The organism is Propionigenium maris DSM 9537 (assembly GCF_027925155.1).
GTDB lineage: Bacteria > Fusobacteriota > Fusobacteriia > Fusobacteriales > Fusobacteriaceae > Propionigenium > Propionigenium maris.
The window spans coordinates 1-25,901 of record NZ_BSDY01000011.1; the positions used below are offsets into that span (position 1 = coordinate 1).

Below are 25,901 nucleotides of genomic sequence, written 5' to 3' on the forward strand. Positions count from 1 at the left end.
ATAGTAGTTTGAGGTATATACATTACTGGTCATATCCTTTCGAGTAGAATTTTGTGTGGTAACTCAATTATTACTCTATATTGGATATGATTTTTAATTTTTTGTGAATTACTTTTGCAACACTCTAGATACTTTAAATCTAAACAAATAAAGATCTTAAATGGATGAAGTGTTACCAGAAATATAAAAAGAGTAGCTTTATAGGCTACTCCAGTATAGCTATCCATAGCTTGTTAATTTAAAGAATCTAACTTTGCCTTTAACTGATCATAAGCTTTTCCTATGTTAATAAGGTTATTCTGAAGACAGGGATCATTAATATCCTTGAAGTGTTCAGTGGTTCTTTGAAGGATACCACATAGATATTCAATGCTTTCCCGCTCAGGGATCTCCTCACTACAAAGGAAGTTGGCATAGTTTACCAGATTTGTTAGATACTCCTCCCTGTTCCTTCTCTTCATTTCCATAAATATCCCCTCCTTGATTAATTCTAACCTGAGGCAGGAGGAAATTCAATTGAGAAAAGGAGGAGGAGTTATCCCTTTTAATAAAAGCTGCAAAAAAGAAAAAGAACTGCTGAATGAATTCAACAGTTCCTCAAGTTCTTCTCAAAAAGAAATTATAGAGCGTTTACTTTAGCTGCAAGTCTAGCTTTCTTTCTAGAAATAGTGTTCTTCTTGAAAACTCCCTTAGTTACAGCTTTATCAAGCTCCTTGTATGCTACAGAAAGAGCAGCTTTAGCAGCCTCAGCGTCTTGAGCTTCAATAGCAGCTAGTACCTTCTTAACCATAGTCTTTACTCTAGAAGTGATTGCTTGATTTCTCACTCTGTTTCTCTCTGCGATAACGATTCTCTTTTTTCCTTGTTTAGTGTGTGCCAAATTAAAAACCTCCTAAAATATCTTTACAATAAGTAAAATAGTAACATAATTGATAATGAAAGTCAAGCTAATGTCCTTGCCTTTCAAGGTTTAATTTGACAGGTAAGTTAAAAAGAGACACTAAAAAAAATTAAACAACGGACCATAAGTATTCTAACACAAAGACGGAAAAAAGTAAATATTTGAAAAACAGCTTAAGTGGGTTACAATATTAGTGCAGACAGTAAGGGGGGAGAGTTATGGGAGTATTAAAGATAGTAATATTGGCAGGTATAGCTTATCTGTACTGGGAGAATCATAAAAAAAGAAGCACTCTTGCCTGGGACTATGACCTGAGAAAAAAAGTTTCCTGGATACTGGCAGCTGATTTCAGAGCTAAGGATGAGGAGATAATGGATTTCTTTACCCACAAAACATATAAAAAGTATCTGAAGTCCTACAAGGGGGAGAAGTTTCTCTCAAAGGAGCAGGTAGATGAGCTGGGGAAGGCATATATCCAGTACCTGAAGGTCAAAAAGGGTCAATAGGTTTAAGGGTATGAGGTAAGGGAGATCCTTGAAGTAGCAGGGGCTTCATTTTAATTGCAATTAGATATACAGGATGATATAATACATCTGTATTTTTAAGGAGGTTGAAATGAAGAAGTTAACATTAATATTGATGATTCTTGTATCTGTCCTGAGCTTTGGAGCTGAAGTTGCCGGTGTGGAGGTAGCTGAGGGGATGAAGGTAGGAGAGAAGGAGTTAAAATTAAATGGTGCCGGAGTAAGGAAGAAGGCATTTTTAAGTCTATATGTGGGATCCCTCTATACAGAGAATAGGGTAGAGGATTCCTCAAGAGCAGTAGAGGGAGATGAGGAGATGTCTGTGGAGCTTCACATCGTTTCTGGGATGATATCCAATGATGCAATGAGAGAGGCTGTGGAGGAAGGATTTGATGCGTCTACCACTGTGGAGGAGAGAGCAGTCCTAAATGAAAGGATAGAGGGGTTCATAGAGGTGTTTAACGATGAGATAAATAAGGGAGACAGGTTTACCTTTAACTACCTTCCAGATGCGGGAGTAGAGGTGTATAAGAACGGAATCCACCTTACCACAGTAGAGGGGCTTGATTTTAAGAGAGCTCTCTATGGGATATGGCTGGGAGATAAACCGGCAGATAAAAATTTAAAGAAAGCTATGTTAGGCAGATAAAAAAGCGCCCTCACTTCAGGGCGCTTTTTTAATTCCTGTTTTTCTTTTTGGTCTCCCACTCCTCTCTGAGGATCCCGTAACTTAGAGAGTCATAGTATCTTCCCTCTACGATTCGGGCTTTTCTGTATACGGCTTCCTTTTTTAATCCCAAGCTTTCAGCCAGTCTCATCATTCGCTGATTGCCAGACCAGGTAGAGATCCCCAGTCTCACAATATCAGGGTGGGAATTGAAGAGTTCGTCGATCCACATCTCCAGGGCAATTTTACCTATACCTCTACCCCAGTAGTTTTCATTAAAGATAACAATTCCTGCCTCCATCCAGAGAGTTTCCACGGACTTCCAGTACCAGTTGACGCTTCCAATTATCTCATCTGTGTCCCTGTTGGCAATGATCTTTTTATTTCCATAGGGATTACTATCCCCGGCAATTAACCTTTCCCTGAGGGTTTCAATGTATTTTTTTAGCTCCTCATGGGTTTCCTTAGGAAAGTATGGGCCATTGAATTTATGAAACTCCCTGTCTGGATGGGTCCAGTGGAGGAGATCTTCCAGATCCTTTAACTTGACCTCTCTCAGTATAACTTCCAAAATATCACATCCTTCTTACCTGACTGTTTAATTTAAGGGTAGTACATAAAGGAGAAAAATCAATGGATTCAGGTAATTAAAATTTTTTAAGAAGATACTGTAGATGGAAGAACTTATCTGCTAAAATATATTGACAATGTAAACATAAAAGTATAAAATGTGCATATGCACACAAAAAGGAGTTGGTTATGGGAAGGTGTAAGAAGGAAAGGTGCTGCAGGGAGCTTGGAGGATCGAGGTTGTTTAAGCCCAGAGGAGTTCCTGGAAGGGGATTGGATATAAATAATATTGAAATAGATGAGTTTGAAGCTATGAGGCTCTGTGATCTTGAGGGGAAGAGTCAGATAGAGGCAGCTGAGGCCATGGGAGTTTCCAGGGGAACTATTCAGAGACTGCTTATAAAGGGAAGAAAAAAGGTAGTGGAGTCCCTTCTAAACAATAAGGGGATTTTAATAGAGGACAAGGAGTAGAGAGGGAGGTAAAAGATGAAGGAGAAGAGCTGCTGCAGAGAGAAGAAGCAGGAGAAGCACACATGTCAGTGTGGAGGTTCAAAGGACGGAAATGAGGAGAAGCATGGCAGTGGATGTCGTAGCAGAGAGTGTAAGTGTCATGAAAAGAAGAGAGGATAGAGATATCTTTGAGGAGCCACTGAAGGAGGTCCTGGAAAGGTATCCAGAGATAGGAGAGTTTCTGAGGGAGAGAGGTGTAGGCTGTGAGGGGTGTCCCCTATTTCACCTTGCAAACCTCAGGGAGGTATTTAGCTGCTACAAACTTAGCAGGGAGGAGTTTCATAAGATCCTTCTGAAGATAGAGATTTAAAGGATCCCCCACCGGCAGGATGTGAGCTGCAGGTGGGGGATCCTTTTATGTCTGTAAAAAGAAAAGCCCTCTGACCCTAATAATAGGTCAGAGGGTTTACTTTATTCTGAAACTCATTATAGATTAATAGTTTTGAATAACCATCTCTCCAGCTTTATAGTCAAAACACTCGATCTGGCAATCAGGATAAACCTTCAGAAATCTATTGTAGATCTTTAGTGCTTCCTCTTCTCTGTTAACTACCTTCTTTTCCTTTAGAAAGGTTCCCTCAGCGGTGATCTTCTCAATTACCCTTACAATATAACAATTACTACCTCTTGAATTACTCATCTTGGTACCTCTCTTTCAAATATAAAGCTATAAACAGATACGCTTAAAAAAAAAGCAGCTTCGAAGCTGCCTTGAATTTAATTGGTGGCGGGGGCAGGACTTGAACCTGCGACCTTCGGGTTATGAGCCCGACGAGCTGCCAACTGCTCTACCCCGCGAAACTACTTAATACTCAAATATTATATCACAGATTGAGACAAAATAACAGGAAAATAAACAGATGATTGCACAGTTAAAGAAATATTTAGGATATGAGTCTCCGGTAATAGAGAGGTAAAGTTCCTGTTAAAGCTCGGTTAATAGGTCATTTTAGCTCCTTAAAAAATCACAAAAAAGAAAAAAAGTCAGGTTATATTTCCTGACTTTTTTAAGCAGATTTTAAGTTTTGCTAGAGGATTCCAGCCATCTTTTGAACTTCTAAGCCCTTCTCCTCCAGTGCCTCTATGATCTTATTCAGACCGATGGAGTCACTGGCCATGTGTCCGGCTACAATTACATTTCCAATATTCTGCTCAGCTACAGCCTTTCTTACACCGTCTGGTACGTGCATACAAACGATAGTTCCCACTCCAGCTTCAAAGTAGGACTTGAAAACATCTGTTCCTCCGTTTGTTCCCCCTGCAAAGAGTACGATAACCTTTCCTGCATAGCTGGACTCGGATCCCACTCTGATTATAGGTCCCGCCACAGCATTCCTATAGATATCCATCTCTCTAAGGGCATCTACGATATCCTGGCAGGTAGCCTTTGGCTTGTCTCCTGTAAAGTCATCTAAGTACTTCTGTACGATCTTCTCTCCGATTATATCTGCAGGCAGGTGGATATTCATGAAGGGTATCTTCAGAAGTCTTGCTGCTGAACTTGCTCTGTCATAGTTTGCCACATGGGTATTTAGAGCCACCTCGGCCTTTCTCTTGGCCAGAGCCTTCTGTGCCTTGTTGATAGGTACACCGTATTCCACCATCTTATCTACCTGAACATCCATTACTTTGTGGAAGTCGATTCTTGCCTCATCTGAGTTTGGGTGGTGGCTGATAACAAGGTCCACTCCAAGTTCCCTTCCAAGAAGGATCTCAGGAGTTTCCATATCCACACCTATAAGAACTTTTTTAATATTTTCTCCCTCTACCTGGATTCCCGAATCAGCAGGAGCTTCCTCGAGACCAGCAAGGTTAAGGGCTACATCCATTATCTCTTTTGTATTCATCTAAACTTTCCCCCTCTTCACACTTTAAAATTATAGATATGATATACTTAGCTGGGGATAAAGTCAATAAATATAGGGGTATCATTAACAAAAAGAATGAAAATCCCTGCTAGTATTCAATAAAAAAAATCTAGCGTTACAAAACCTGTAGAATTTGGTATAATCTATTTTTTATGATAAAATTATTAGAAAGAATTTTGAAAGGAACAATGAGATGGATATAAATGAAATGATATCCTCTAGTGCCAGAAATGCTATGATAAAAGCCATTGAGGAGGCTGAAGGGAACGAGGTTTTCTTCAGGGGAATCCCCGATGAGGATGGCGTGGTAGAGGATGTAGTGGTGCTCGCCCGGGGAAATAAGCACTCGGTACCGGCCATTATGAATAAGATGAAGAGGAGAGAGGTAATTATACACAACCATCCCTCGGGACACCTCTACCCATCGGATCCAGATGTGGCCATAGCTTCCATGTATGCCAATCAGAAGAGCGGGGCTTCCTACATTATAAACAACGATCTTACAGATATCTACGCTATAGTGGAGCTTACACCTGAGGAAAATGTAGCCATAGATATAAAGCCCTACTTTGAAAGAAAGGGAATGCTTTCCCAGGCTTTTCCCGAGTTTGAGTACAGGGATGAGCAGCTTCAGATGGCCAGCGTGATAGAAGAGGGACTGAATGTGGGAAAGAAGGTTATAGTGGAAGCGGGAACTGGAACTGGAAAGACCCTGGCCTACCTTCTCCCAAGTATTGAGTGGGCTATACAGAACCAGAAGAAGGTGGTTATATCCACAAATACCATAAACCTTCAGGAGCAGCTTCTGAATAAGGATATCCCCATAGCCAAGAGGGTTATCCAGGGAGACTTTAGCTACCTTCTTGTAAAGGGAAGGGGAAACTACCTGTGTAACAGAAAGGTTATGAATATGGCCAGTGGTGAGACGGTGGATTTCGAGGATTTCACCCAGTCCCAGAAGGAGCAGTTTCAGGCAATCCTCAGATGGTCTGCTAAGACCAAGAAGGGGGATAAGGGAGAGCTTCCCTTTGAGGTGGATAACTTCGTGTGGGAGTTCTTCCACAGTGAATCGGATATGTGCTCGGGACCCAAGTGTCCCTACAAGGGAGAGTGTTTCTTCCTCAAATCCAGAGAGGAGAAGAAGCAGGCAGATATCCTCATAACCAACCACCACATGTATTTTGCAGACCTTTCCATAAGGAAGGAAACAGGCTTTAATACAGAGTACGCCATCCTGCCAGACTATGATCTGGTGGTATTTGATGAGGCACACAATATAGAGAAGGTAGCAAGGGACTACTTCTCCTATGAGTCCTCCAAGTACTCCTTTACTAAAACCATGAACCAGATCTACAATACAGGGAAGAAAAGAAAGAAGCTGGGAAGCTATCAGCTTCTCCTGAACTACCTGAAGAATATAAAGTTTGACAACTACAAGGATGTAGAAAGGCTCATAGCCAACGACCTCACTGAAAGACATATAGACCTTCAGATGAGAGGGGGAGACTACTTTATGAGGCTTATAGACGCCTTCAGCCGTGGACAGAAGGGGAATGTAAGCGCAAGGCTGAGACCAGAGGAGCTGGAACACGCTCCCTTCTGGCCGGATCTGAAGGAGGCGGAGGAGGAACTTCTTCTTACCTACAACTCCTATATGAAGAAGGTAAGAAGCCTTATAAGGGTTGTAAAGGAAGCAGATGATGAGAGCGGTATAATAAATGATTTTACAAAGTATATCGACCGTCTGGAAGCCTTCTTTATGAACTTTAAGTTTATCCAGGAGATGGATGACAACAACTTTATCTACTGGGTATCTGTAAACGGGGTGAAGAACAATGCAAAACTTGTGGCAACTCCCCTGAAGATAAACGATGAGCTGGATAAGAGCCTCTACATAAACTTAGACCACATAGTCTTTACCTCGGCAACCATCGCCATTGGAGATGACTTCAACTACTTCAAGGAATCCATAGGCCTTACCGAGGAAACTCTGGAGAGGGTAATCCACTCTCCCTTTGACTATGACAGACAGATGAGGGTATATATTCCAAGCGATGTGCCCCTTCCCAACGATAAAAATTTTACCTATGAAATAAAGGATTTCATAAAGGAGCTCGTAAGAAGAGCAAAGGGAAACACCTTTATACTCTTTACGTCCTATTCCAGCCTGAACTATATGTACTATATGATAAAGGATGAGCTGGAGGAGGAGGGATACGATCTCTTCATCCAGGGGATGGCCCCTAGAAATCAGATAGTGAATATGTATAAGATGAGTAAGAAACCTGTCCTTTTTGGAACGGATTCCTTCTGGGAGGGAGTGGATGTAAAGGGGGACAAGCTGAGCTCTGTAATCCTTGTAAAGCTTCCCTTTAGGGTTCCAAGTGACCCCGTGGTAGAGGCAATCATAGAAAACCTCAACGCCGAGGGAAAGAATGCCTTTTTGGAGTATCAGATACCTGAATCCATAATAAAGTTTAAGCAGGGGATAGGAAGGCTCATAAGGAGTAAGGATGACAGGGGGATAATAACTATACTGGACACCAGAACTATAAAGAAAAGATATGGAAAATTATTTTTAGATGCAATACCTACTAAAAATATATTGGTAAAGACTAAGAATGACATACTTTATAAATAGGAGGCATGTGTCTCATGAAGAAGATAGAGATATTTAAGAGAAGGCTGATCTTTAAGATCGAAAAGAAGGAGGAGGAGGAGAGGGAGTACGATATAAACCCCGAGGAGATCCTGGGTGAGAAGATAGTGTACCTTATAATCCTCATAGCTGCCATTGTAATATCGTCTAAGATATTTCTTCTCTCACCAACACTGGATGTGGGAGATGTAGTAACCAAGGACATAATAGCTCCCCGTAACCTCAAGTACAACGACAGGGTAGGAAAGGAAGACCTTGTTGCCAGTATAATAACGGGGTCTGAGAAGCAGTATATCTATATTCCAGAGGTTGAAAAAACTGCCATCAGAAAGACAGAAACCTTCTACAGGATAATGCTTCAGCTAAAGAGCAGGGAGGGGGAGATCGATCTTCAGGGTGCCCTTCAAAACCTGGATGTGGTAATGGATACAGAGGTCCTGGAGGGGATCCTCAAGATGAAGCCTGCAGATATAGAGAGGAGCCGGGAGAGGGTAGAGGCTAAACTCAGGGAGATATATAGTGTGGGAGTCCTCAAGGGAAACAACCTGAGAGACCCTGAAAAGAGTATCAGGGATCTGGAGGGCGAGATGGATCCCATAGATATAGCGGTGGTGGAGAGGTTTCTTACACCGAACTATATCTTTGACGAGGAGAGTACAAGAAAGATAATAAACGATAAGATAGCCCAGGTAGACGATGTAATTGTAGAGATAAAGGGGGGAAGCCTCATTGCAGGGAAGGGAGATATCCTCACAAAGGAGCAGGTTTCCATGATGAGGGCCTATGGAATCCACAGCTTCCAGAAGAATATATCCCTTATAATCTCATACTTTATCTACCTTCTGGGATTGTCCATAATATTTTATTCGGTAACAAAGAGGTATCTGAGAAGGGAGCTTCTGAAGAAGAGTTACTTCAGATCTACCTTCCTAATAGTGGGAGTTACCCTTATGGCTATGAGGCTTACAAGCAGTGAGCTCACATACCTTCTTCCCCTGGATGCCATGTTCTTCCTTCTGGGGATCCTTGTGGGACCAAAGTTTGCGGCAATAATGGGGACCTTTTTGCTCTCCTTTTCCATGCCCCTTCTGAACTTTGATCTGGTATACTACCTGGCAAACATCATAACCTTTTTGCTGGGGCTCTACCTCCTGGGGAGCATAAAGAACAGGACCACCCTTATAAATGCAGGGGTAAAGATGGGATTTGTCAAGATGATAGTGGTGGTATTTGTGGGGTTTATATTGAGGGAGGACCTCTTTAAGTTAATACTGGATGGAGGAGCGGTACTTCTCTCGGGAATCTTCTCGGGAATGCTCACGATAGCCCTTCTTCCATACTTTGAGAAGACATTTAATATCCTAACAACATTTAAACTGCTGGAGCTGGGAGACCTTTCCCATCCCCTTCTAAAGGAACTATCGGTAAATACTCCGGGGACCTTCCACCACTCTATGATGGTGGCAACTCTTTCTGAGAATGCAGCAGAATCTATAGGAGCCAATGCAGTATTTGCAAGGGTAGCAGCATACTACCACGATATCGGTAAGATGAAGCGTCCTAACTTCTATGTGGAGAACCAGAGGGGAGGGGAAAATCCCCACAACAAACTGAATCCGTCTATGAGTAACCTGATTATCACTGCCCATACCAAGGATGGAGTGGAGATGGCCAAGGAGCACGGAATCCCCAAGGAGATAAGGGATATAATGATAGAGCACCAGGGAACCACCCTGCTGGCCTACTTCTACAACAAGGCCAAGCAGCAGGATTCAAATATCCAGGAATCTGATTTCAGATACTCGGGACCTAAGCCCAGAACCAAGGAGTCGGCAATAATTATGCTGGCAGATTCCATAGAGGCTGCGGTGAGATCTCTAGATCACAAAACCCCAATAACCATAGAGAAGATGATAAGAAAGATCATAAATGGAAAGATAGAGGACAATCAGTTGTCGGAAGCAGATCTGACCTTTAAGGAGATCGAGATAATTATCCACAACTTCACTAAGGTACTCATGGGGATACACCATATAAGACTCAAGTATCCTGGTCAAAAAGGTTAGAAAATACAGGGATAGAGGTAAGTATAAGATGGCAAGGGGAGCTGTTCCTCTTGCTATTTGTTTTTTAGAAATTTATAGGAAAATTTGATATACTAAGTAAGTATTATTTAGCAAAGAAAACAGGAGATGATGATAATTGGAACTAGTACTAGAACTGACTAAGGGAATAGAGGGATGGGAGGATAAGCTGGACCTTCAGACTATAGAGGACTATATAAAGGTGGTAATAGAGGATGAGTATACCCCGGAGAAGCCCGTTTATATCTCGCTGCTACTCACAGGGAACGATAATATTCAGGAGGTAAACAGGGAGTACAGAGGGAAGGACAGTGCAACAGATGTGATCTCCTTTGCCTACCACGATTCAGATGAGGCAGAGTTTGGTCCCTACGATACCCTGGGAGATATAATTATATCCCTTGAGAGGGTAGAGGAGCAGGCAGGGGACTACGGTCATAGCTTCAGAAGGGAGTTCTACTATGTGCTTACCCACGGTCTGCTTCACCTACTGGGATACGACCATATAGAGGAGGAGGACAAGAAGGAGATGAGAGCCAAGGAGGAGGAGATCCTCTCAAGACACGGCTATACCAGAGACAACTAGGAGGCGCTTATGAACAAGTTGAAGGATGGACATACCCTGAGAGAGAGCTTTAACTATGCTATCGAGGGGATAATAGATGCACTGAAGACTGAAAGGCATATGAAGGTCCATGCTGGGATGACCTTTATCGTGGTGATGCTGTGCATATTGTATGGAGTGACTAAGCAGGAGATAATAGCTCTCTCTGTGGTGATAACAATGGTATGGATGGCTGAGCTCTTCAATACCGCTGTAGAAAACTCCATAGATATAGTGTGCAAGGCCTACCATCCCCTGGCTAAAAAGGCCAAGGATGTGGCGGCGGGAGCTGTCCTGGTTACCTCTGTAAATGCAGCTGTAGTGGGATATCTTGTTTTTCACGACAAGCTCAAGGATAAGATGCAGCTGACCTTTGATGTGTTCAAGAGATCATACCAGCACAGTCTGGTAATGATAATGGCTATAATAGTTATTTCAGTATTTGTAATAAAAAGCTTTTTTAAGAAGGGAACCCCTCTTCAGGGGGGGATGCCCAGTGGTCACAGTGCCATTGCGGCTTCTCTCTGGATAACAGTGGCCTTCATCACTAGCAGCATAAAGGTGTTTTTTCTATCTATGTTTCTTATGCTTCTGGTTATCCAGTCCAGGGTGGAGGGAAAGATTCACACTCTGGGAGAGACCCTTGCTGGAGCTCTTTTGGGAGCTGCAGTCACCTATCTGGTGCTTATATTTTTAGGAATGTAGGTGATACTAATGAATTCAGCAATGGAATATCTCCTTCTCAGCACCCTCTCCTATGGAGACTTCTCCAATATGGATAGGGGAAGAACTCTGGAGGAACTCTTCTATGGAGGAGGGGGAAGCCGAGAGAGGATAATGAAGAACAGTAAGGGGTTTCTCACAGATGAGAGTGCACCCCACCTCTTTGAATTTTTTAAGGAGGTCTTCAGGGAGTGGGAGGTCTACTATGTAGATAATAGAACTGAACATGGAAAAAACTTCTACTCCAAGGCTTCAGGTTTTTATGCAGTAGTATTTAAAAATAAGGAAAAATATGTAATCTCCTACAGGGGAAGTGAGAGGTTTCCTCTAGAGGATGCCTACAAGGATTTTGTGGAAACGGATCTCCTTCTGGGAATGGGAAAGAGACCCCAGCAGTTTATGGAGGGGTTTGAGGTATATGAAGATCTTCTGGAGATGCTCCAGGGGGAGAGTGAAAATATCTCCATAACAGGGCACTCCCTTGGGGGAGGGATAGCTCAGTTTGTGGCTATAATGGCAGATAAAAAGGGATATACCATCCCCTATACCTGCACATGGAACGCAGTGGGAATAAATAAAAGCGGCATAGTAGGTGTAGATGACTTTATAGATTTCGATGGAGCAATAAGGGAGGTCTATCCCTTTAAAAGTGAGGAGATAGGAGCTCTTATAGGGTTCAAGGAAGCCTATATGGATTTCCTCATGAGGGAGCTAAAGAAGAAGGGGTACATAAAGGACAGGGGAAATGTAAAGGTTAGCAATGGCCACCTTGTACACCATGAGATAAAGCCCGAGAATATAGAGGAGTTTATAAAGTCTACAAAGCTCAACAAGCATGTGAGCAGCTTGAGTATAGCCACAAGGAGGGGGCTCTTCAGAGACCAGGAGTTTGTAAGGAAGCTTCTTACCCTACCTGAGCTGGGAAGGTGCCTTTTGGAAGCAAAGAACTTTATTGAAAAGGTGAGGAACAACAAAGCCTATGAGGATGTGGTGGTAAACTTCTGCCACTCCAAGGACCTCACTATCTCCCTCTTCAATCATGTGGGGAGTGTATACCTCATAGACAGGGAGTTTGAGCAAAAAGAGGTTAGAAATACAGGGTTCATGAAAAATATATTCCTCTTCACTAAGTCGGTAAAGGACTATCACCTGGAAAACGTGTTTCTTCCATTTCTGGTAACAGAGGGAAGCAGGAGGGGGAGGTTCTCCCGTTACCTGAATATTGACTTTATAGCAAGCCTCCTAAGAAAGGTCATACACTTTGCCGGTGAGGAGGACAGGGCACTCCTTATAAGATACTATAAGAGGGAGGTTCTCCAGGCTGAGACAGCAGAGGAGGTGAAAAAACTTCTTCTAGTGGGAGTAGGAAGGTGCAGGGAAAACCTTCTCTACAGGGAGCAGGCCTTGAAGGCAATAGAAAACTTTAGTGCCGGTGAGGTAAAGATTATCTGGGAGAAGGTAAAGGAAAAACTGGTCAGTCCCTATGAGGCTACAGACCTCTTTGACATCATTCTTTTTGGGGGGTCAAGTTGACTTTTTTACAAGAAGTATAGTATAATTGTGCAGTCAAATGAAGCTCAAATGGGAGGAAATAACAGATGAAACAAGCAGATCAATTAAGAGCAGGAAGTACTTTTGAAGATAACGGAGTACCATTCCTTATACTAAAGGGAGAGAGATTCCAATCAACATCTGGTAAGAGACAGAGAGCACCAGAGATTAAGTTTAGAGTAAAGGACCTTATCAGTGGAAAGGTATCGGATATAACTGTAAAGGCTAACGATATGATGAACGACATCATCCTTGAGAGAAGCCAGATGCAGTTCCTATATGAGATGGACGGAGAGTACCACTTCATGAACCAGGAAACTTACGACCAGATAGCACTTCAGAAGGATGACCTAGCTGACGCTGTTAACTACCTTAAGGAGGAGATGGTAATAGACATCCTTTTCTTTGAGGGAAGAGCAGTAGGTGTGGAGCTAGAAAACCATGTAGTATTAAAGGTTACTTATACTGAGCCTGGACTAAAGGGAGATACTACTGGAAAGGCAATGAAGCCGGCAACTCTTGAGACTGGTTTTGAGATCCTAGTACCTCTATTCATCGAGATGGATGAGCTTATCAAGGTAGATACAAGAACTGGTAAGTACGTAGAGAGAGCAAAGTAAGATTATAGAGGAAGGTCCGTGGACCTTCTTTTTTTATGTTTAAAGGGAGGAAGCAATAGGAAAAAATTCTTCTTAATATTTTATTCGGAAGAATTAATAAAGTATTTATATATCATTATCTATGGAAAAGTATCTTAAAAAAGTGGGAAATTAAAAGGATTTCCTTGGAAAGACAGGAAGAGTAAAGGAAACCCTAATGAAAGTGTAGGTAAAGTTTTAATCTACTCTTAATCTCCAAGGAGTATGTTTTATTAAATTTATCTGGAGGGAGAGAATGAAAAAAATTATAGTATTTGTCTACATCCTCCTCTCCATATTGGCCTATGGAGAGGTTGCTTATATAGCCTCCTTTAATACTCTTCATCTTGGATGGAATGAGGAGAAGAGGTATGACAGGATGGCAGAGTTTTTAAGTTTCTTTGATCTTGTGGCGCTGCAGGAGGTCATGGATGAGAGGGGCCTTGAGGAGCTGGTAGATGAGCTGAACCACAGGGGAGAAGAGAGGTGGGAGTATCATATCTCCCCCTACAGTGTTGGCAGCGGAGAGTATAGAGAATACTATGCCTTTATATGGAAGGGTCAGAGAGTAAAGTTTATAGGAGAAAATGGTTACTATCAGGGGAGAGGCAGGACAAACTTTGAAAGACCTCCCTATGGGGCTACCTTTAAGATAGGGGAATTTGATCTCATCCTTGTTTCCTGCCATAGTATATTTGGAAAGAGTATCAGCGAAAGAAGGGCAGAGGCACTTCAAATGGAGGAAGTATATGAGTACTACCAGGGACAGGATTCCAGGGAGCAGGATATACTTTTGGCAGGAGACTTTAACCTGCCAGCTTACGACGAAGCTTTTTCCGATCTTCTGTCCCACAAAGATCAACTCTACTATGGAATAAGCCCTAAAAATAAGACAACCATAGGAAAGAAGGGGCTATCAAGTTCCTACGACAATATCTTTTATTCCTATAAATATACTGGCGAATATACGGGAAATAGTGGTATAATTGACTTCACAAATGGAAGGTATAGGGAGGTGAGGAAGGCTATTTCAGATCATCTACCGGTGTTTATAGAAGTTGATATTACAAGGGATGATGACTGAAGGGAATGTAACTATGATGAAGAAGCTAGCTTATGTATTTCTCAGCGGAGAAGCAGGGGGGAGCATAGAATACTATAAAAACCTCATTGAGGAGAAGGATATCTACTGCGGTGACGGGGGAGCCAACCTTGTAGATGAGATAGGCCTATACCCCAAGGAGATATGGGGAGATATGGATTCCGTAAGGGAGGAGGTCCTGAAAAAGTTTCAGGAGATGGGAACTCAGGTAAAGAAGTTCTCACCTGATAAGGATTTTACAGACGGGGAGCTGATCCTAGAATATGTATCCTCCAAGGGTTACGATGAAATTCATGTAATAGGTGGTTTTGGGGGAAGGATAGATCACAGCCTGACAAATACCAACCTCCTCTTCAAGTATAGAAGGGTAAAGTTTATAACTGAGAGGGAGGAGGTCTTTGCCATAGATAGTTTTGCAGAGCTGGACTATCCATCTGGAACAACGGTCTCATTTATACCCTTTACAGATGAAGTGGTGGGAGTTACCCTAATAGGTTTTAAATTCCCATTGGATAACTACACCCTGAAAAGAGGAGAATCTATCTGTATGAGTAATGTGATTTTACAGAGAGGAAGAGTAGAGTTTAAGGCCGGAAAACTATTGTGTGTAGTACAAAAAAAATATAGGAAAAACATGGAAATATAGTATAATCTAATTAAGAAGTCAAAATGAAAGGGGGACGGTTCTATGGCTGTTATTATTGCATTGGCGCTAGTATCCCTGTTAATTGTGATATTATATGCATCGGCACTTTTGATCTTTACTCCCTATGAAGAGGACGATAAGTACCTCCTGAAGATTATGGAATCAGGATTCAGAGTACACGACTGGGCATTGAAAGGTCCCAAATTTTTAAGGAAGACGGAAGACGGTATTGCAAAGTTTATATTGGGAATAAGTTATTTCATACTTAAGGATAGAAAGTACATAGATGATAAAAAATAGAGAGCTTAAAGCTCTCTTTTTTTTAATAAGTTTTTTTTCCTCTTTCTTTTGAGAAATGGAGTTCATTTTGCTGAAAAACACTGATATTCATGATTATGTTTTTCAGTACTCAGTCAAAACCTTGACTGAGCACCCAAGCAACGTTATCCCGTTGTGGGGAAACATAGTCGTTAAAATTAACTCCTTGTTTCACACAAAAGTCTAGGGATTCATAAATGTCTTTTTGAGCAGACTCAGGGTATCCGTTTCTTTGCAGGACTCTCTACAGAGCCTAAAGAAGTTCAACGAAACGAAGCAAAAATATTATTGTGATGCACAACGACTATGAGTCACGTTTTCAAACTCATATTTAAGTAAGGTAAATCTTTAGTCGAAGGAGATCTCTGCAACTATATCTCCCTCAAAGGAGATGACCTTGAAGGAGGAATCTTTAAAGATACCATAGGAGTTTTTATTTCCTCCCTTGGGAAGACTTATGGAACCGGGATTAAGGATGAAGATATCCTTCTCCTTTTTGGCCACCGGTAGGTGGGTATGTCCATAGATGAGGATGTCTCCACTGCTCATTGGAGGAGTATTCTCCTCATTGTAGATATGTCCGTGGGTAGCTGTAATCCTTCTTCCCTCCCAGAGAAGTGTGGAAAGATCTGAAGTTATGGGATAATCTAAAACCATCTGATCAACCTCACTGTCACAGTTTCCCCTTACAGCTATTATTTTATCTTTATATTTATTGAGGGTCTCAGCCACAAGCTTTGGATTGTATCCTTCTGGCAGGGGATTTCTGGGACCGTGGTAGAGCTCGTCCCCCAGGATAAGGATTAGGTCGGCATTGTCCCTGTGGAAAACCTCAAGGGCCTTCTCCAGATAGTGGTAGGAACCGTGGATATCCGATATAGTTAAAATAGTCATCTTGCACCTCCTGTTATGTATAGATTTATACTACCATTCCCTCATTTAAAATCCAAGGTAAATATTAAAAGTTTGACAAAAGTCAGGATATATAGTAAAATCCTTCGGAAGGTTAATTGAGGGAGGGATGGAAATGTTGAGAGAAGGAATGGAACTGACACTTAAAAAGGTAGTAACACCAGCAGATACAGCAGCTAAGGTAGCTTCAGGAGCACTGGAAGTATTTTCTACTCCTATGATGATTGCCTTTATGGAGAATACAGCTTTTGAATTGGCTCAGAGAGAGCTTTCCGTTGGAGAGACTACTGTGGGTATATCTGTTAATATCAGGCATATGAGAGCAAATCTTATTGGAGATGAGCTTCAGTGTAATGCAGTATTAACTAAGATAGAGGGAAAGAAACTCCACTATACAGTGGAGGTTACATTTAGTGGTGAAGTTGTTGGAAGCGGTGATCACGTTAGATTTATAGTTGATGAGAAAAAGTTTTTGGAAAATATTAAGAAGTAGTTCAAGGGGATAGTGTCCCCTTTTTTTATGGAATAAAATAAGGTAATGAAATAACCTGACTTTAAAATGTTGGGAATAATTAAGTTTATAAAATAATTTATATAAGATATGGGGAGGAAAAGGAAATGCATAAAATTGAAGGAAAGACCAAGTATATACTTGGATTACAACACGTACTGGCAATGTTTGGAGCTACAGTACTGGTACCGTTTTTAACAGGGTTGAATCCATCTATAGCACTACTTGCAGCAGGAGCAGGAACACTACTATTTCACATGTGCACCAAGAAGGTTGTACCGGTATTTTTAGGATCATCCTTTGCATTTATAGGAGCTATCTCACTTGTTTTAAAGGCTGAGGGAATTGCCAGCGTAAAAGCCGGGGTTATGGGAGCAGGGGTAATCTATATGCTTATGGCTCTTCTGATTAAAAAGTTTGGAGTGGATAAGGTAAGATCCTTCTTCCCGCCAATTGTAACTGGACCTATCATCATGGTAATCGGACTGAGAATGAGTCCTATAGCTCTGGGAATGATTGGATATGCTGACGGAGCTTTTGACATCAAGAGTCTTCTTATAGCCCTTGTTGTTGTGTCATCTATGATAGTGATATCTGTACTGGAGAAATCCTTCTTCAGACTGGTACCAATCCTTATCTCGGTAACTCTGGGATACCTTATCTCGATACCTGCAGGACTGGTTGATTTTGCAGCTATAGCAAAGGCTAACTGGATAGGTTTCTCACCAGAAGCTATGAGCCACCTGCTTACTGTACCTAAGTTCTCTGTAACAGGAATAGTAGCAATAGCGCCAATAGCTATGGTTGTATTCATCGAGCATATAGGAGATATAACTACAAACGGAGCTGTAGTTGGAAAGGACTTCTTTGAGGAGCCTGGAATCCACAGAACTATGCTGGGAGACGGAGTGGCTACAATGTTTGCTGGGCTTATTGGTGGACCGGCAAACACGACTTACGGTGAGAATACAGGGGTACTTGCTGTAACTAAGGTATATGATCCTGCAGTACTTAGAATTGCAGCAGTATATGCAATAGCACTGAGTTTTATAGGGAAGTTTGGAGCAATACTTCAGACGATCCCAGTACCTGTAATGGGAGGGGTATCGATAATCCTGTTTGGAATGATCGCCTCTGTGGGAGTAAGAACCCTTATTGAAGCTGAGCTTGATTTTGGACACTCAAGAAACCTTATTATAGCTTCTCTTATCTTTGTTCTTGGAATAGCTATAGATAATGTAGTGATCTGGAAAACAGTATCCCTTTCAGGCCTTGCTATTGCAGCCCTGGTTGGTGTGGTACTTAACAAGAGCCTTCCTAAAAATATATAAGATTATTACAGGGAGCTTAAAGTTTTCTTAAAAAGGACCCTTAAAGACACAAAAACAACATAAAAATGTAGTATACTTCTATTAAGTTAAAGGATGTTATCGCATTTTATAAAAGGAGGGGCTTTTATGAAAAGGATGTTGAAGAACTTTAGGGGAATCTTTAGAAAAAGAGAGAAAAAACAGGAGAAACCAGAAATTAAACATACATTGGACTACAAGGTGTTTATCCAGTAGAGGGCTATTAGCCCTCTATTTTTATTGTGCATTTCTTTTGTTACCCAAAAGAAACGAACCAAAGAAAATGTACCCTCTTTATAATTTTTTAGAAGTAGAGATTATTAATCTACGACCTTTGAAAGATACAGTCCTCGTTTCTAATGTAAAATATATGAGAATATCACTGTGGAACTTATTCTGTTGTACGGTCTAGCCTATATTTGAGTAGAAAGCTATATCGATATAAAGAGGGAGAGAGATTAGATGGAGAAATGAAGAGAGAATAGCAGAATGTGATGAACCCATCTTAAATAATATAAATGATTTTTTAACAAGCACCAGTAATCTGTGCAGGGTTAAGGAAAAGGATTAAGGGACAGAAGGAGAAGAGGACAGCATTAGCAGTTGTTATTTAGAAAGTAAAAATTGATCATTAAAAAAAATAAATTCGCCTTTAATTGAAAAAATAGGGTAACTTCTCTATAATATAGTTCACAACATATAAGGAGGCTATACAATGAAGAAGTTATTTTATTTAATTGCAGGGGTATTTTTAATGACCTCTGTGGCATTTGCAGCTAACCCGGTTCAGCTGTCTGTACCAGGGGCAAACCTTCCAGAGGGAGATGTAAAGGGAGCGAGGCTAAACCTTCTCTATGGAAAGACTGAGAATGTAACTGGAGTAAATGTATCTGTTCTTGGACTTTCTGAGGTAGAGAACTTTAAGGGACTTCAGCTGGGATTCATCCTGGGAGGAGCAAGGGTAAACGGAGAGTTTACAGGAGCTTCCCTGGCACTATTTAACTGGCAGGAGGGTCAGAGTAAGGGATTAAACATAGGACTTTTAAACTACACAAACAATATGAAGGGTGTACAGCTAGGATTAGTCAACTACACAAAGAGTGAAAGTCTTATCGATCTTGGGCTTTTAAATGCAACCAAGGGAGATTCTATGCTAAAGCTAGGTTTTGTTAACTATACCGGTGGACACTCCACTATAGATCTTGGATTTGTAAACTATGCTGAATCAACAACATTCCAGCTGGGATTTGTAAACGCTACTAAGAACCTGGACGGTCTGCAGGTAGGACTTGTAAACTATGCTGAGAATGGAATATTCCCAGTACTTCCAATTGTAAACTTTAGGAAGAGTATGTAATTTATAAAGAAAGCCTTTAGGGCTTTCTTTTTTTCTTATGTATGCCTTTCTATAAAAGGTCAAGAAACAACATTTAATTTTTAAAAATTTTTATAAGTAAGTTAGGATCAATGTTTGTACCTTTTGTCTTGACACAAAAGGTACCTAAAAGGTCAAGTCTTCCGGCAATGGTCTTTATAAGTGTTACAGAGTTTCCATTGCTCTCCTGGGCTCTCTACAGAGCCTAAAGGTGTAAAACGCAATGAAGCAGACTGGAAGTGAAGCTCGACAACCGCCTGCAGACAGCCACTTTAATTCAAAATCTTAATTCGTATAGATGCTTTCACAGACACTTGGTTTTATGATTAGTGTAAATTCGTGGTAAGTGTATTTGTGGCAATAGCCTTTCCACGGTAAATTGAGATTCTAAAGTGGCTGTCTTACTACACTAATTATCCTTACTTCGCTTCGTCAGACAGAATAGGTTCTATCTATCCCACTAGCTCTTAATTTATGGAATAAATTTTAGAGATATGGGAGTTTGTTCATCTAGAGTTCATAAAAGAAACGGAAACATGTTCTACCTTCAAAGACAATTATCGGAAGTCTTGAACTTCGTGGAAATCAAAGAGTCATAAGATGACGACTATAATTTGCCGCAACGCAATGTTTCTTTGCGTTGTCTGGGCACCTTTTTTTAAGAGAAAGGTGCGAAATACTTCTTATCCAGAAAATAAGAGTAGAATGATTAAAAAAATTAAGGATCAAAGAAAGATCATATGGATCTACCGGAACAAAAGTTTTCTTTTGCGTCAGGTGACATTTTTAAATGTAATTATGGGTAGTATAATGTGCCTATAAAGAATAAAATCACTGACGGAAAGGGAGGAATTGTTATGAAAAAATTATTATTAGTAGGAATGGTAGTAGTGGGAGCAGTTTCTTACGGAAGGGATCATGAGTTTAGGACAAGAAATGAGTTTATAGAGGTACAGAAGGAGTATGCGGAGAATCAGGAGATGCTAAACAGAGCTACTCCAGAGGAGTACAGCTTTATAGTTACAGAGGAAAGAAGGGATAGGGAAGCTAATATGGAGACCTACTCTGAGTTCCACAGGGACCTGGACAATATGGGAAGGGGTCACGAAAACAGATAGAGATTGGCAGAGGGGGCTGAGCCCTCTCTTTTTTTGACATTTATCTCTAAATGGCTTAATATGGAAGGGAGATAGAGGAAGGTTAGGAGGAGAGAGATGGAATATGAGGGAAGAGTTTTCAGACCCCCCAGCGAGGGGAGGAGTCTGATTATACAGGCAACTATCGGGTGCTCCCACAACAGGTGCCGTTTCTGTACCATGTACAGGGAGAAGAAGTTCAGGATGAGGAGCAGTGATGAGATAATAGAGGAGCTCAGAGGTCTGAAGAACTATTATGATTACTATAAGAGGGTCTTTTTAGCTGACGGAGATGCTATGGGGATGCCAACTTCCGAGCTTATGAGGATACTTACCTTTATAAGGGAGGAGATCCCCCAGATAAACAGGGTGGGGATATATGCCCACGGGAAAAACCTGCTGGGAAAGAGTGTAGAGGAGCTGAAAAAGCTCAAGGAGGCGGGACTTGGAATAGCCTATATAGGTCTTGAAAGCGGAAGCGATAGAGTGCTCTCCCAGATGAATAAGGGGATATCTGTGGGAGAGTGTGTAGAGGGAGCTCTGAGAGCCAAGGAAGCGGGAATGAAGGTATCTGTGATGCTCATATCGGGTCTTGGAGGAAGGAAGTTGATGAAAGAGCATGCTGTGGAATCTGCAAGGGCAGTGAACAGGATAAAACCCAACTACCTGTCCCTTCTCACCCTTATGCTGGATGAAAGCGCTGAGATAATGAGAGATATAGAGAAGGGAAGGTTTGAGCTTCTGAGTCCAGAGGAGGTCTTGGATGAAGCAAGGATCTTCCTTCAGGAGACAAGCTTAGATAAGACAATATTCAGAAGTAACCATGCTTCCAACTACCTGGCTATGGAGGGAGTTCTCGGAAGGGATAAGGAAAAGCTCTTGAGGGAGATAGAGGAAGCTATAGAGGAAGAGGATTATAAGGAGGAGTTCTTTAGGGGACTCTAAGAAAAGAGAGGTCGCTTGTTGGCGACCTCTTTTTAATTATTTAATTAATTATAGAAATTTATAAAACTTATAACAATTCTTTTGGTATTCATTTCTTTTAACCAGCAATACCCCAAGAGTACTTCCTCATTTCATTCACTGCGAAGAAACGAACCAAAGAAAAGCTGGCCCTCTTTATAATCTCTCTAGGGCTTAACTATTTCTCTACGGCCTTTGAGAGCTACAGTCCTCGTTTCTAATGTAAAATATACGAGGGTATCGCTGCGGAACTTATTCTGTTGTACGGCCTAGCAGATAAATAAGTACAAAGCTAGGTCGATATAAAGAGGGAATTTGATTATTTAGAGCTTTTCAATGATCAAAAGCCGTGTAAATGCTTTTCCCAGATACTTACCACGATAATTAGTGGATTTCGTGGCAAGTGTTTAAAGGCTTCATAAATTCATGCTTAGATAGGTTTACAGGAGTTCGATACCAGCTTCCTCGCAGGCTTTTACCATCTCCTCTGGCCATAGAGAGGACTGAACCTCACCTATGTGGGCCTTCTCCAGGAAGAACATACAGATTCTAGACTGACCTATACCTCCTCCCACTGTGTATGGAAGCTCACCCTCTAGAAGCATCTTGTGGAATGGAAGCTCCCTTCTCTCTGTGCACCCTGCTATCTCCAGCTGCTTGGCAAGGCTGTCCTCATCTACTCTGATTCCCATGGAAGACAGCTCAAAGGCTCTCTGAAGGAGGTCGTTCCAGAAGATGATATCTCCGTTTAACTCCCAGTCATCGTAGTCTGGAGCTCTTCCGTCGTGCTTCTCACCGCTCTTCAGTGCCCCTCCGATCTTGCTTATGAATACAGCACCATATTCCTTGGCTGCATAGTCCTCTCTCTCCTTTGGAGTAGAATCAGGATATCTGTCCTCCAGTTCCTGTGAGGAGATGAAGGTGATATCCTCTGGAAGCTTCTTATCCAGGGCAGGATATAGACCTGTGATATACTCCTCAGTTTCCTTGAATACCCTGTAGATCCTTCTAACGATATCCTCTAGCTTCTCTGGAGTTCTTGCCTCCTTTGGGATTATCTTTTCCCAGTCCCACTGATCCACATAGAGGGAGTGGATGTTTGAAAGTTCCTCACACTTTCTGATGGCGTTCATATCAGCATAGAGACCGTTGTATGGCTTGATCCCATATCTGTGGAGGGCCATCCTCTTCCACTTAGCCAGGGAGTGGACGATCTGTACCTCCTTCTCGTGGTCTGTGGAGAAGGAAACAGCTGTCTCCAGACCGCTAAGGTCATCGTTTAATCCAGATTCCGATCTTACAAAGAGAGGTGCTGAAACCCTTGTAAGGGAAAGCTCCTTGGAGAGGGATACCTGGAAGAAGTCCTTGAGCTCCTTTATGGCGATCTCAGTTTCAAATAGTGGTAGTTTTGCAGTGTAGTCCTTTGGGATAATTAGTTTTTTCATGGTAGTACCTCCTGAATTTTTATAATTGATAAAATTTTTTATGAAAATGTTATTAAAACCTTAAAAATAGATTCTTTGCCACGGATTGTAATAATGAAACTCAGAACTTCCTTTGGTCGCCTGAGTGCTTTAAATTATATATCGGATAGTTATTCTCATTAATTTAAAACAAAAAAGCCGCCTGGATTTTAACCCAGACGGCTCAACATTCAATGGTTTGAGGAATTTGTCATGGGCTAAAATCTTTTTGATACGCAAAATAGATTCGAACCAATGACTAATTTTAAATAGTTAATGGCGCAAATCCCTCATATTATTATTATTATTATTATTGTTGTTAATTAGAAACATTAAAGTTTTCATAGGACATCTCTCCGTGAATTAGATTTATTTGATAGTAAGGATATACCAAAAAATCAGACTTGTCAACGATAAGTTTTGATGAGAGTTCAAAAAAAGGAAAAAATACATCTTCCGAACACTGAGAGACCCCTTTTGAATAAAGGTTTTAAAAGAGATCCAACGGTCTGTTAAAAAACTTTGATTTATGGTGAAAAAAGTTAGTGTTTCTATGTTTGTAAAAATTAATTTCTGAAGAAACGGAAGAGATTACATAGTATGAGATTTCCTAAGGGTAAGGAGTAGAAGGAAGGAATGGAGCTTATGAAGGGGATAGAAGGAGAGACAGGAAGAGAGATACTCTGAGGAAGAATGAAAGGAGTTTCAATCTCCTCTAAAATCTGCTATATTAAAGGGAAGTTGAAGGAAATCTCTGAAAAAGGGGAATACTAAATAGACAAGTAGAATAGGGGAGTGAAAAATATGAGAAAAAGACTTTTTATACTTGCTCTTATAGCTGTTATGGGAATAGGAGGACACATCTACCTCAATAGGGGAAGGGAAAAGATGACTCCTGTGACTGCGGAGAAGGAGATGGCCGACACTGGTGAAGTGGGGAGCCAAACAGCTGAGATAAAGGAGGATAAAGGAGTGAATGAGACAAAATTAAGAAGCAGAAGCGAGATAGATCCTAAGTATAAATGGAACCTTAAGGATATCTATGAGGGATGGGAGGCCTGGGAGGCAGACCTTGAAAAGGCCAAGGAGCTCATGGATAAGATACCGGGATACAAGGGAAGGATAAAGGAGAGTTCCAAGGACTTTATAGATGTGATGATGATGGAGGAGGAGCTTTCCAAGCTTGTGGACAAGATATACCTTTACCCATATATGATGAGAGACCTGGATTCCACAGATGAGGTGGCATCTTCAAAGCTACAGGAGGTACAGGCACTATTGACCCAGTACTCTGCAGCAACAGCCTGGGTAACTCCAGAGATCCTGGAAGTTCCCAAGGAGAAGATGGTAAAGTGGATAGATGACAACAGCGAGCTGGAGGATCACAGATTCTCTATCATGGAGATCTACAGACTGGAGGAGCATGTACTGGAAGCCAATGAGGAGAAGCTGCTCTCCTACTATGGACAGTATATGGGGGCTCCAACAAGTATATACAAGGAGCTCACAACTTCCGATATAAAGTGGAATGAGGTGGAGCTCTCTACAGGGGAGAAGCTCCAGGTTACAAATGGTGTGTATTCCAAGGTACTTAATACCTACAGAAACCAGGAGGACAGAAGGAAGGCCTTTGAGGCTCTCTACAGCTCCTACGCAGACAATAAGAATACCTATGCAGCAATCTACAGATCTATACTTCAGAAGAACTTTGCTTCCACTCAGGCAAGGAACTACGACTCTATATTATCAAGGGCTCTTGAGGGGAACAATATACCAACTGAGGTATATGAGAACCTGATAAGGGTAACCAGAGAGAATACGGAGCCCCTTCAGAGATATACAAGTCTCAGAAAGAGACTTCTGGGAATAGATGACTACCACTACTATGACAATCAGATAAACCTTGTGGAGTATGAGAGAAGGTTTGAGTATGATGATGCCAAGAACATAGTTTTGGACTCGGTAAAACCACTGGGGAAGGAGTATGAGGAGAGAATAGAGAAGGCTGTAGGAGAGGGATGGCTGGATGTATATGAGACCCAGGGAAAGAGAAGCGGAGCTTACTCCCTTGGAGTATATGGAGTTCATCCATATATGCTACTGAACTATACAGGAACTCTGGACTCGGTATTTACCCTGGCCCATGAACTGGGACATACTATGCACAGCATGCTTTCCATGGAAAACCAGTCCTATGCTAACCACAGATACACTATCTTTGTGGCTGAGGTGGCGTCTACCTTCAACGAGAGACTTCTTCTGGACCACATGCTAGAGGAGACAACGGATCCAGTTGAGAGGATAGCCCTTATAGAGCAGGCTCTTGGAAATATTGTGGGGACATATTATATACAGACTTTATTTGCAGATTTTGAGTATCAGGCACATAAGATGGTAGAGGAGGGGCAGGCTATAACTCCAGAGGTACTGGATGGAATTATGGATAAGCTCTTCAAGGATTACTTTGGGGATACCATAGCCATAGATGATCTACAGAAGATAATCTGGGCAAGGATACCTCACTTCTATAACTCGCCATTCTATGTATACCAGTATGCTACATGCTTTGCTTCATCTGCTGTGCTTCACGACAAGGTTACAAATGAGAAGTACAGTGCCCAGGAGAGGGAGGAAGCTCTGGACAGGTACTTAACCCTTCTAAAGTCCGGAGGAAATGATCATCCTATGGAGCAGCTGAAGAAGGCAGGGGTAGATCTCTCTGAAACGGAGGCAGTGGCAGCAGTGGCCAAGGATCTGGATAAGCTTCTGGACCTTCTGGAGCAGGAGATAGACAAGTATGAAAGGAAAAAGAAGTAGGGGCCGATAG

At 41.6% G+C, this 25,901-nt stretch carries 28 protein-coding genes and 1 tRNA gene; 21 read left to right on the forward strand and 8 right to left on the reverse strand.

Annotation, left to right across the window (positions count from 1 at the left end; translation table 11 throughout):
• Nucleotides 1–233 precede the first annotated feature (233 nt).
• Nucleotides 234–467, reverse strand: a complete 234-nt coding sequence (locus QMG11_RS11990) for a hypothetical protein (protein ID WP_281836241.1) — start codon at nt 465–467, stop codon at nt 234–236.
• A 49-nt stretch (nt 468–516) separates the two neighbouring features.
• Here QMG11_RS11990 and QMG11_RS11995 point away from each other — a divergent pair, with 49 nt between their 5' ends.
• Entirely contained in the window at nt 517–639 is a 123-nt protein-coding gene (locus QMG11_RS11995; protein WP_281836242.1) for a hypothetical protein, read from the forward strand.
• On the opposite strand, the gene rpsT is transcribed toward QMG11_RS11995, so the two are convergent.
• On the reverse strand, nt 620–880 hold the full coding sequence (gene rpsT / locus QMG11_RS12000) for a 30S ribosomal protein S20 (RefSeq protein WP_281836243.1): 261 nt from the start codon (nt 878–880) through the stop codon (nt 620–622). The two genes, QMG11_RS11995 and rpsT, sit on opposite strands and share 20 nt — an antisense overlap.
• 239 nt (nt 881–1,119) lie before the next feature.
• Here rpsT and QMG11_RS12005 point away from each other — a divergent pair, with 239 nt between their 5' ends.
• Both QMG11_RS12005 and QMG11_RS12010 read left to right on the forward strand, forming a co-directional pair.
• Nucleotides 1,120–1,407 (forward strand): hypothetical protein, encoded by a 288-nt coding sequence (locus QMG11_RS12005; RefSeq protein WP_281836244.1) that lies wholly within the window; start codon nt 1,120–1,122, stop codon nt 1,405–1,407.
• A gap of 109 nt (nt 1,408–1,516) precedes the next feature.
• Nucleotides 1,517–2,074: a chalcone isomerase family protein gene (locus tag QMG11_RS12010; RefSeq protein WP_281836245.1), complete on the forward strand. Its 558-nt coding sequence runs from the start codon at nt 1,517–1,519 to the stop codon at nt 2,072–2,074.
• 28 nt (nt 2,075–2,102) lie between these two features.
• Here the strand turns inward: QMG11_RS12010 and QMG11_RS12015 are convergent, their stop codons facing one another.
• Nucleotides 2,103–2,663: a GNAT family N-acetyltransferase gene (locus tag QMG11_RS12015; protein ID WP_281836246.1), complete on the reverse strand. Its 561-nt coding sequence runs from the start codon at nt 2,661–2,663 to the stop codon at nt 2,103–2,105.
• Nucleotides 2,664–2,851: 188 nt separating this feature from the next.
• Between QMG11_RS12015 and QMG11_RS12020 the strand changes: the two genes are divergently transcribed.
• From QMG11_RS12020 to QMG11_RS12030, 3 genes are read left to right on the forward strand one after another with little or no spacing between them, the layout of a single operon-like run.
• Nucleotides 2,852–3,133, forward strand: coding sequence for a DUF134 domain-containing protein (locus tag QMG11_RS12020; protein ID WP_281836247.1), 282 nt, complete (start codon nt 2,852–2,854; stop codon nt 3,131–3,133).
• A 15-nt stretch (nt 3,134–3,148) separates the two neighbouring features.
• Complete coding sequence (locus QMG11_RS12025) at nt 3,149–3,292, forward strand: hypothetical protein (RefSeq protein WP_281836248.1); 144 nt, start codon at nt 3,149–3,151, stop codon at nt 3,290–3,292.
• Nucleotides 3,237–3,482, forward strand: a complete 246-nt coding sequence (locus QMG11_RS12030; protein WP_281836250.1) for a hypothetical protein — start codon at nt 3,237–3,239, stop codon at nt 3,480–3,482. The genes QMG11_RS12025 and QMG11_RS12030 overlap by 56 nt, the downstream gene beginning before the upstream one ends.
• Nucleotides 3,483–3,605: 123 nt before the next feature.
• Here QMG11_RS12030 and QMG11_RS12035 read toward each other — a convergent pair whose 3' ends face one another.
• The 3 genes from QMG11_RS12035 to QMG11_RS12045 form a co-directional block, all read right to left on the reverse strand.
• Nucleotides 3,606–3,812 (reverse strand): hypothetical protein, encoded by a 207-nt coding sequence (locus QMG11_RS12035; RefSeq protein ID WP_281836255.1) that lies wholly within the window; start codon nt 3,810–3,812, stop codon nt 3,606–3,608.
• Between the two features lie 82 nt (nt 3,813–3,894).
• Nucleotides 3,895–3,970, reverse strand: a tRNA-Met gene (locus QMG11_RS12040).
• A gap of 230 nt (nt 3,971–4,200) precedes the next feature.
• The gene (locus tag QMG11_RS12045) at nt 4,201–5,019 is read right to left on the reverse strand and encodes a Nif3-like dinuclear metal center hexameric protein (RefSeq protein WP_281836257.1); all 819 of its coding nucleotides are present in this window, start codon (nt 5,017–5,019) and stop codon (nt 4,201–4,203) included.
• Between the two features lie 214 nt (nt 5,020–5,233).
• Between QMG11_RS12045 and QMG11_RS12050 the strand changes: the two genes are divergently transcribed.
• The 9 genes from QMG11_RS12050 (at nt 5,234) to QMG11_RS12090 (ending at nt 15,347) form a co-directional block, all read left to right on the forward strand.
• Nucleotides 5,234–7,681 (forward strand): ATP-dependent DNA helicase, encoded by a 2,448-nt coding sequence (locus tag QMG11_RS12050; protein ID WP_281836259.1) that lies wholly within the window; start codon nt 5,234–5,236, stop codon nt 7,679–7,681.
• A gap of 14 nt (nt 7,682–7,695) precedes the next feature.
• Nucleotides 7,696–9,765 carry an HD family phosphohydrolase gene (locus tag QMG11_RS12055; protein ID WP_281836260.1) on the forward strand — a complete coding sequence of 690 codons (2,070 nt, stop codon included), beginning with the start codon at nt 7,696–7,698 and terminating at the stop codon, nt 9,763–9,765.
• A 154-nt stretch (nt 9,766–9,919) separates the two neighbouring features.
• Nucleotides 9,920–10,369: an rRNA maturation RNase YbeY gene (ybeY, locus tag QMG11_RS12060; protein WP_281836396.1), complete on the forward strand. Its 450-nt coding sequence runs from the start codon at nt 9,920–9,922 to the stop codon at nt 10,367–10,369.
• Between the two features lie 9 nt (nt 10,370–10,378).
• The gene (locus QMG11_RS12065) at nt 10,379–11,092 is read left to right on the forward strand and encodes a diacylglycerol kinase (RefSeq protein WP_281836262.1); all 714 of its coding nucleotides are present in this window, start codon (nt 10,379–10,381) and stop codon (nt 11,090–11,092) included.
• Between the two features lie 9 nt (nt 11,093–11,101).
• Complete coding sequence (locus QMG11_RS12070; RefSeq protein WP_281836264.1) at nt 11,102–12,643, forward strand: Tle-like phospholipase domain-containing protein; 1,542 nt, start codon at nt 11,102–11,104, stop codon at nt 12,641–12,643.
• Between the two features lie 65 nt (nt 12,644–12,708).
• A complete protein-coding gene (efp, locus tag QMG11_RS12075) occupies nt 12,709–13,281 on the forward strand; it encodes an elongation factor P (RefSeq protein ID WP_281836266.1) in 573 nt (190 codons plus the stop codon).
• Nucleotides 13,282–13,555: 274 nt separating this feature from the next.
• Entirely contained in the window at nt 13,556–14,383 is an 828-nt protein-coding gene (locus QMG11_RS12080) for an endonuclease/exonuclease/phosphatase family protein (RefSeq protein WP_281836268.1), read from the forward strand.
• A gap of 13 nt (nt 14,384–14,396) precedes the next feature.
• Nucleotides 14,397–15,047 (forward strand): thiamine diphosphokinase, encoded by a 651-nt coding sequence (locus tag QMG11_RS12085; protein ID WP_281836269.1) that lies wholly within the window; start codon nt 14,397–14,399, stop codon nt 15,045–15,047.
• A gap of 42 nt (nt 15,048–15,089) precedes the next feature.
• A complete protein-coding gene (locus tag QMG11_RS12090; RefSeq protein ID WP_281836270.1) occupies nt 15,090–15,347 on the forward strand; it encodes a hypothetical protein in 258 nt (85 codons plus the stop codon).
• A gap of 366 nt (nt 15,348–15,713) precedes the next feature.
• Here the strand turns inward: QMG11_RS12090 and yfcE are convergent, their stop codons facing one another.
• Nucleotides 15,714–16,259, reverse strand: coding sequence for a phosphodiesterase (gene yfcE / locus QMG11_RS12095; RefSeq protein WP_281836271.1), 546 nt, complete (start codon nt 16,257–16,259; stop codon nt 15,714–15,716).
• A 133-nt stretch (nt 16,260–16,392) separates the two neighbouring features.
• Between yfcE and QMG11_RS12100 the strand changes: the two genes are divergently transcribed.
• The 5 genes from QMG11_RS12100 to QMG11_RS12120 all read left to right on the forward strand — a co-directional run bounded on the left by QMG11_RS12100 (nt 16,393) and on the right by QMG11_RS12120 (nt 21,593).
• On the forward strand, nt 16,393–16,770 hold the full coding sequence (locus QMG11_RS12100) for a thioesterase family protein (protein ID WP_281836272.1): 378 nt from the start codon (nt 16,393–16,395) through the stop codon (nt 16,768–16,770).
• Between the two features lie 125 nt (nt 16,771–16,895).
• Nucleotides 16,896–18,119, forward strand: a complete 1,224-nt coding sequence (locus QMG11_RS12105; RefSeq protein WP_281836273.1) for a uracil-xanthine permease family protein — start codon at nt 16,896–16,898, stop codon at nt 18,117–18,119.
• Between the two features lie 733 nt (nt 18,120–18,852).
• The gene (locus QMG11_RS12110; protein ID WP_281836275.1) at nt 18,853–19,494 is read left to right on the forward strand and encodes an LA_2272 family surface repeat-containing protein; all 642 of its coding nucleotides are present in this window, start codon (nt 18,853–18,855) and stop codon (nt 19,492–19,494) included.
• A gap of 875 nt (nt 19,495–20,369) precedes the next feature.
• Nucleotides 20,370–20,630 (forward strand): hypothetical protein, encoded by a 261-nt coding sequence (locus QMG11_RS12115; protein WP_281836277.1) that lies wholly within the window; start codon nt 20,370–20,372, stop codon nt 20,628–20,630.
• Nucleotides 20,631–20,726: 96 nt separating this feature from the next.
• Nucleotides 20,727–21,593 (forward strand): B12-binding domain-containing radical SAM protein, encoded by an 867-nt coding sequence (locus QMG11_RS12120; protein ID WP_281836279.1) that lies wholly within the window; start codon nt 20,727–20,729, stop codon nt 21,591–21,593.
• Nucleotides 21,594–22,051: 458 nt separating this feature from the next.
• Here the strand turns inward: QMG11_RS12120 and asnA are convergent, their stop codons facing one another.
• Nucleotides 22,052–23,056 carry an aspartate--ammonia ligase gene (gene asnA / locus QMG11_RS12125; protein ID WP_281836281.1) on the reverse strand — a complete coding sequence of 335 codons (1,005 nt, stop codon included), beginning with the start codon at nt 23,054–23,056 and terminating at the stop codon, nt 22,052–22,054.
• Nucleotides 23,057–23,878: 822 nt separating this feature from the next.
• On the opposite strand from asnA, the gene pepF reads away from it, so the two are divergent.
• Nucleotides 23,879–25,891: an oligoendopeptidase F gene (pepF, locus tag QMG11_RS12130; protein WP_281836282.1), complete on the forward strand. Its 2,013-nt coding sequence runs from the start codon at nt 23,879–23,881 to the stop codon at nt 25,889–25,891.
• Nucleotides 25,892–25,901: the final 10 nt, after the last annotated feature.

Excerpts from the sequence above, each read along its gene's own strand:
- QMG11_RS12085 (WP_281836269.1), top strand. The coding sequence starts at position 14,397 with ATGATGAAGAAGCTAGCTTATGTATTTCTCAGCGGAGAAGCAGGGGGG.
- QMG11_RS12005 (WP_281836244.1), top strand. The coding sequence starts at position 1,120 with ATGGGAGTATTAAAGATAGTAATATTGGCAGGTATAGCTTATCTGTAC.
- yfcE (WP_281836271.1), bottom strand. The coding sequence starts at position 16,259 with ATGACTATTTTAACTATATCGGATATCCACGGTTCCTACCACTATCTG.
- QMG11_RS12020 (WP_281836247.1), top strand. The coding sequence starts at position 2,852 with ATGGGAAGGTGTAAGAAGGAAAGGTGCTGCAGGGAGCTTGGAGGATCG.
- QMG11_RS12010 (WP_281836245.1), top strand. The coding sequence starts at position 1,517 with ATGAAGAAGTTAACATTAATATTGATGATTCTTGTATCTGTCCTGAGC.
- QMG11_RS12035 (WP_281836255.1), bottom strand. The coding sequence starts at position 3,812 with ATGAGTAATTCAAGAGGTAGTAATTGTTATATTGTAAGGGTAATTGAG.
- QMG11_RS12120 (WP_281836279.1), top strand. The coding sequence starts at position 20,727 with ATGGAATATGAGGGAAGAGTTTTCAGACCCCCCAGCGAGGGGAGGAGT.
- QMG11_RS12105 (WP_281836273.1), top strand. The coding sequence starts at position 16,896 with ATGCATAAAATTGAAGGAAAGACCAAGTATATACTTGGATTACAACAC.
- QMG11_RS12100 (WP_281836272.1), top strand. The coding sequence starts at position 16,393 with ATGTTGAGAGAAGGAATGGAACTGACACTTAAAAAGGTAGTAACACCA.
- QMG11_RS12050 (WP_281836259.1), top strand. The coding sequence starts at position 5,234 with ATGGATATAAATGAAATGATATCCTCTAGTGCCAGAAATGCTATGATA.
- QMG11_RS12090 (WP_281836270.1), top strand. The coding sequence starts at position 15,090 with ATGGCTGTTATTATTGCATTGGCGCTAGTATCCCTGTTAATTGTGATA.
- asnA (WP_281836281.1), bottom strand. The coding sequence starts at position 23,056 with ATGAAAAAACTAATTATCCCAAAGGACTACACTGCAAAACTACCACTA.
- QMG11_RS12045 (WP_281836257.1), bottom strand. The coding sequence starts at position 5,019 with ATGAATACAAAAGAGATAATGGATGTAGCCCTTAACCTTGCTGGTCTC.
- efp (WP_281836266.1), top strand. The coding sequence starts at position 12,709 with ATGAAACAAGCAGATCAATTAAGAGCAGGAAGTACTTTTGAAGATAAC.
- QMG11_RS11990 (WP_281836241.1), bottom strand. The coding sequence starts at position 467 with ATGGAAATGAAGAGAAGGAACAGGGAGGAGTATCTAACAAATCTGGTA.
- QMG11_RS12110 (WP_281836275.1), top strand. The coding sequence starts at position 18,853 with ATGAAGAAGTTATTTTATTTAATTGCAGGGGTATTTTTAATGACCTCT.
- QMG11_RS12025 (WP_281836248.1), top strand. The coding sequence starts at position 3,149 with ATGAAGGAGAAGAGCTGCTGCAGAGAGAAGAAGCAGGAGAAGCACACA.
- QMG11_RS12055 (WP_281836260.1), top strand. The coding sequence starts at position 7,696 with ATGAAGAAGATAGAGATATTTAAGAGAAGGCTGATCTTTAAGATCGAA.
- QMG11_RS12080 (WP_281836268.1), top strand. The coding sequence starts at position 13,556 with ATGAAAAAAATTATAGTATTTGTCTACATCCTCCTCTCCATATTGGCC.
- QMG11_RS12065 (WP_281836262.1), top strand. The coding sequence starts at position 10,379 with ATGAACAAGTTGAAGGATGGACATACCCTGAGAGAGAGCTTTAACTAT.
- QMG11_RS12115 (WP_281836277.1), top strand. The coding sequence starts at position 20,370 with ATGAAAAAATTATTATTAGTAGGAATGGTAGTAGTGGGAGCAGTTTCT.
- pepF (WP_281836282.1), top strand. The coding sequence starts at position 23,879 with ATGAGAAAAAGACTTTTTATACTTGCTCTTATAGCTGTTATGGGAATA.
- QMG11_RS12070 (WP_281836264.1), top strand. The coding sequence starts at position 11,102 with ATGAATTCAGCAATGGAATATCTCCTTCTCAGCACCCTCTCCTATGGA.
- QMG11_RS12030 (WP_281836250.1), top strand. The coding sequence starts at position 3,237 with ATGGCAGTGGATGTCGTAGCAGAGAGTGTAAGTGTCATGAAAAGAAGA.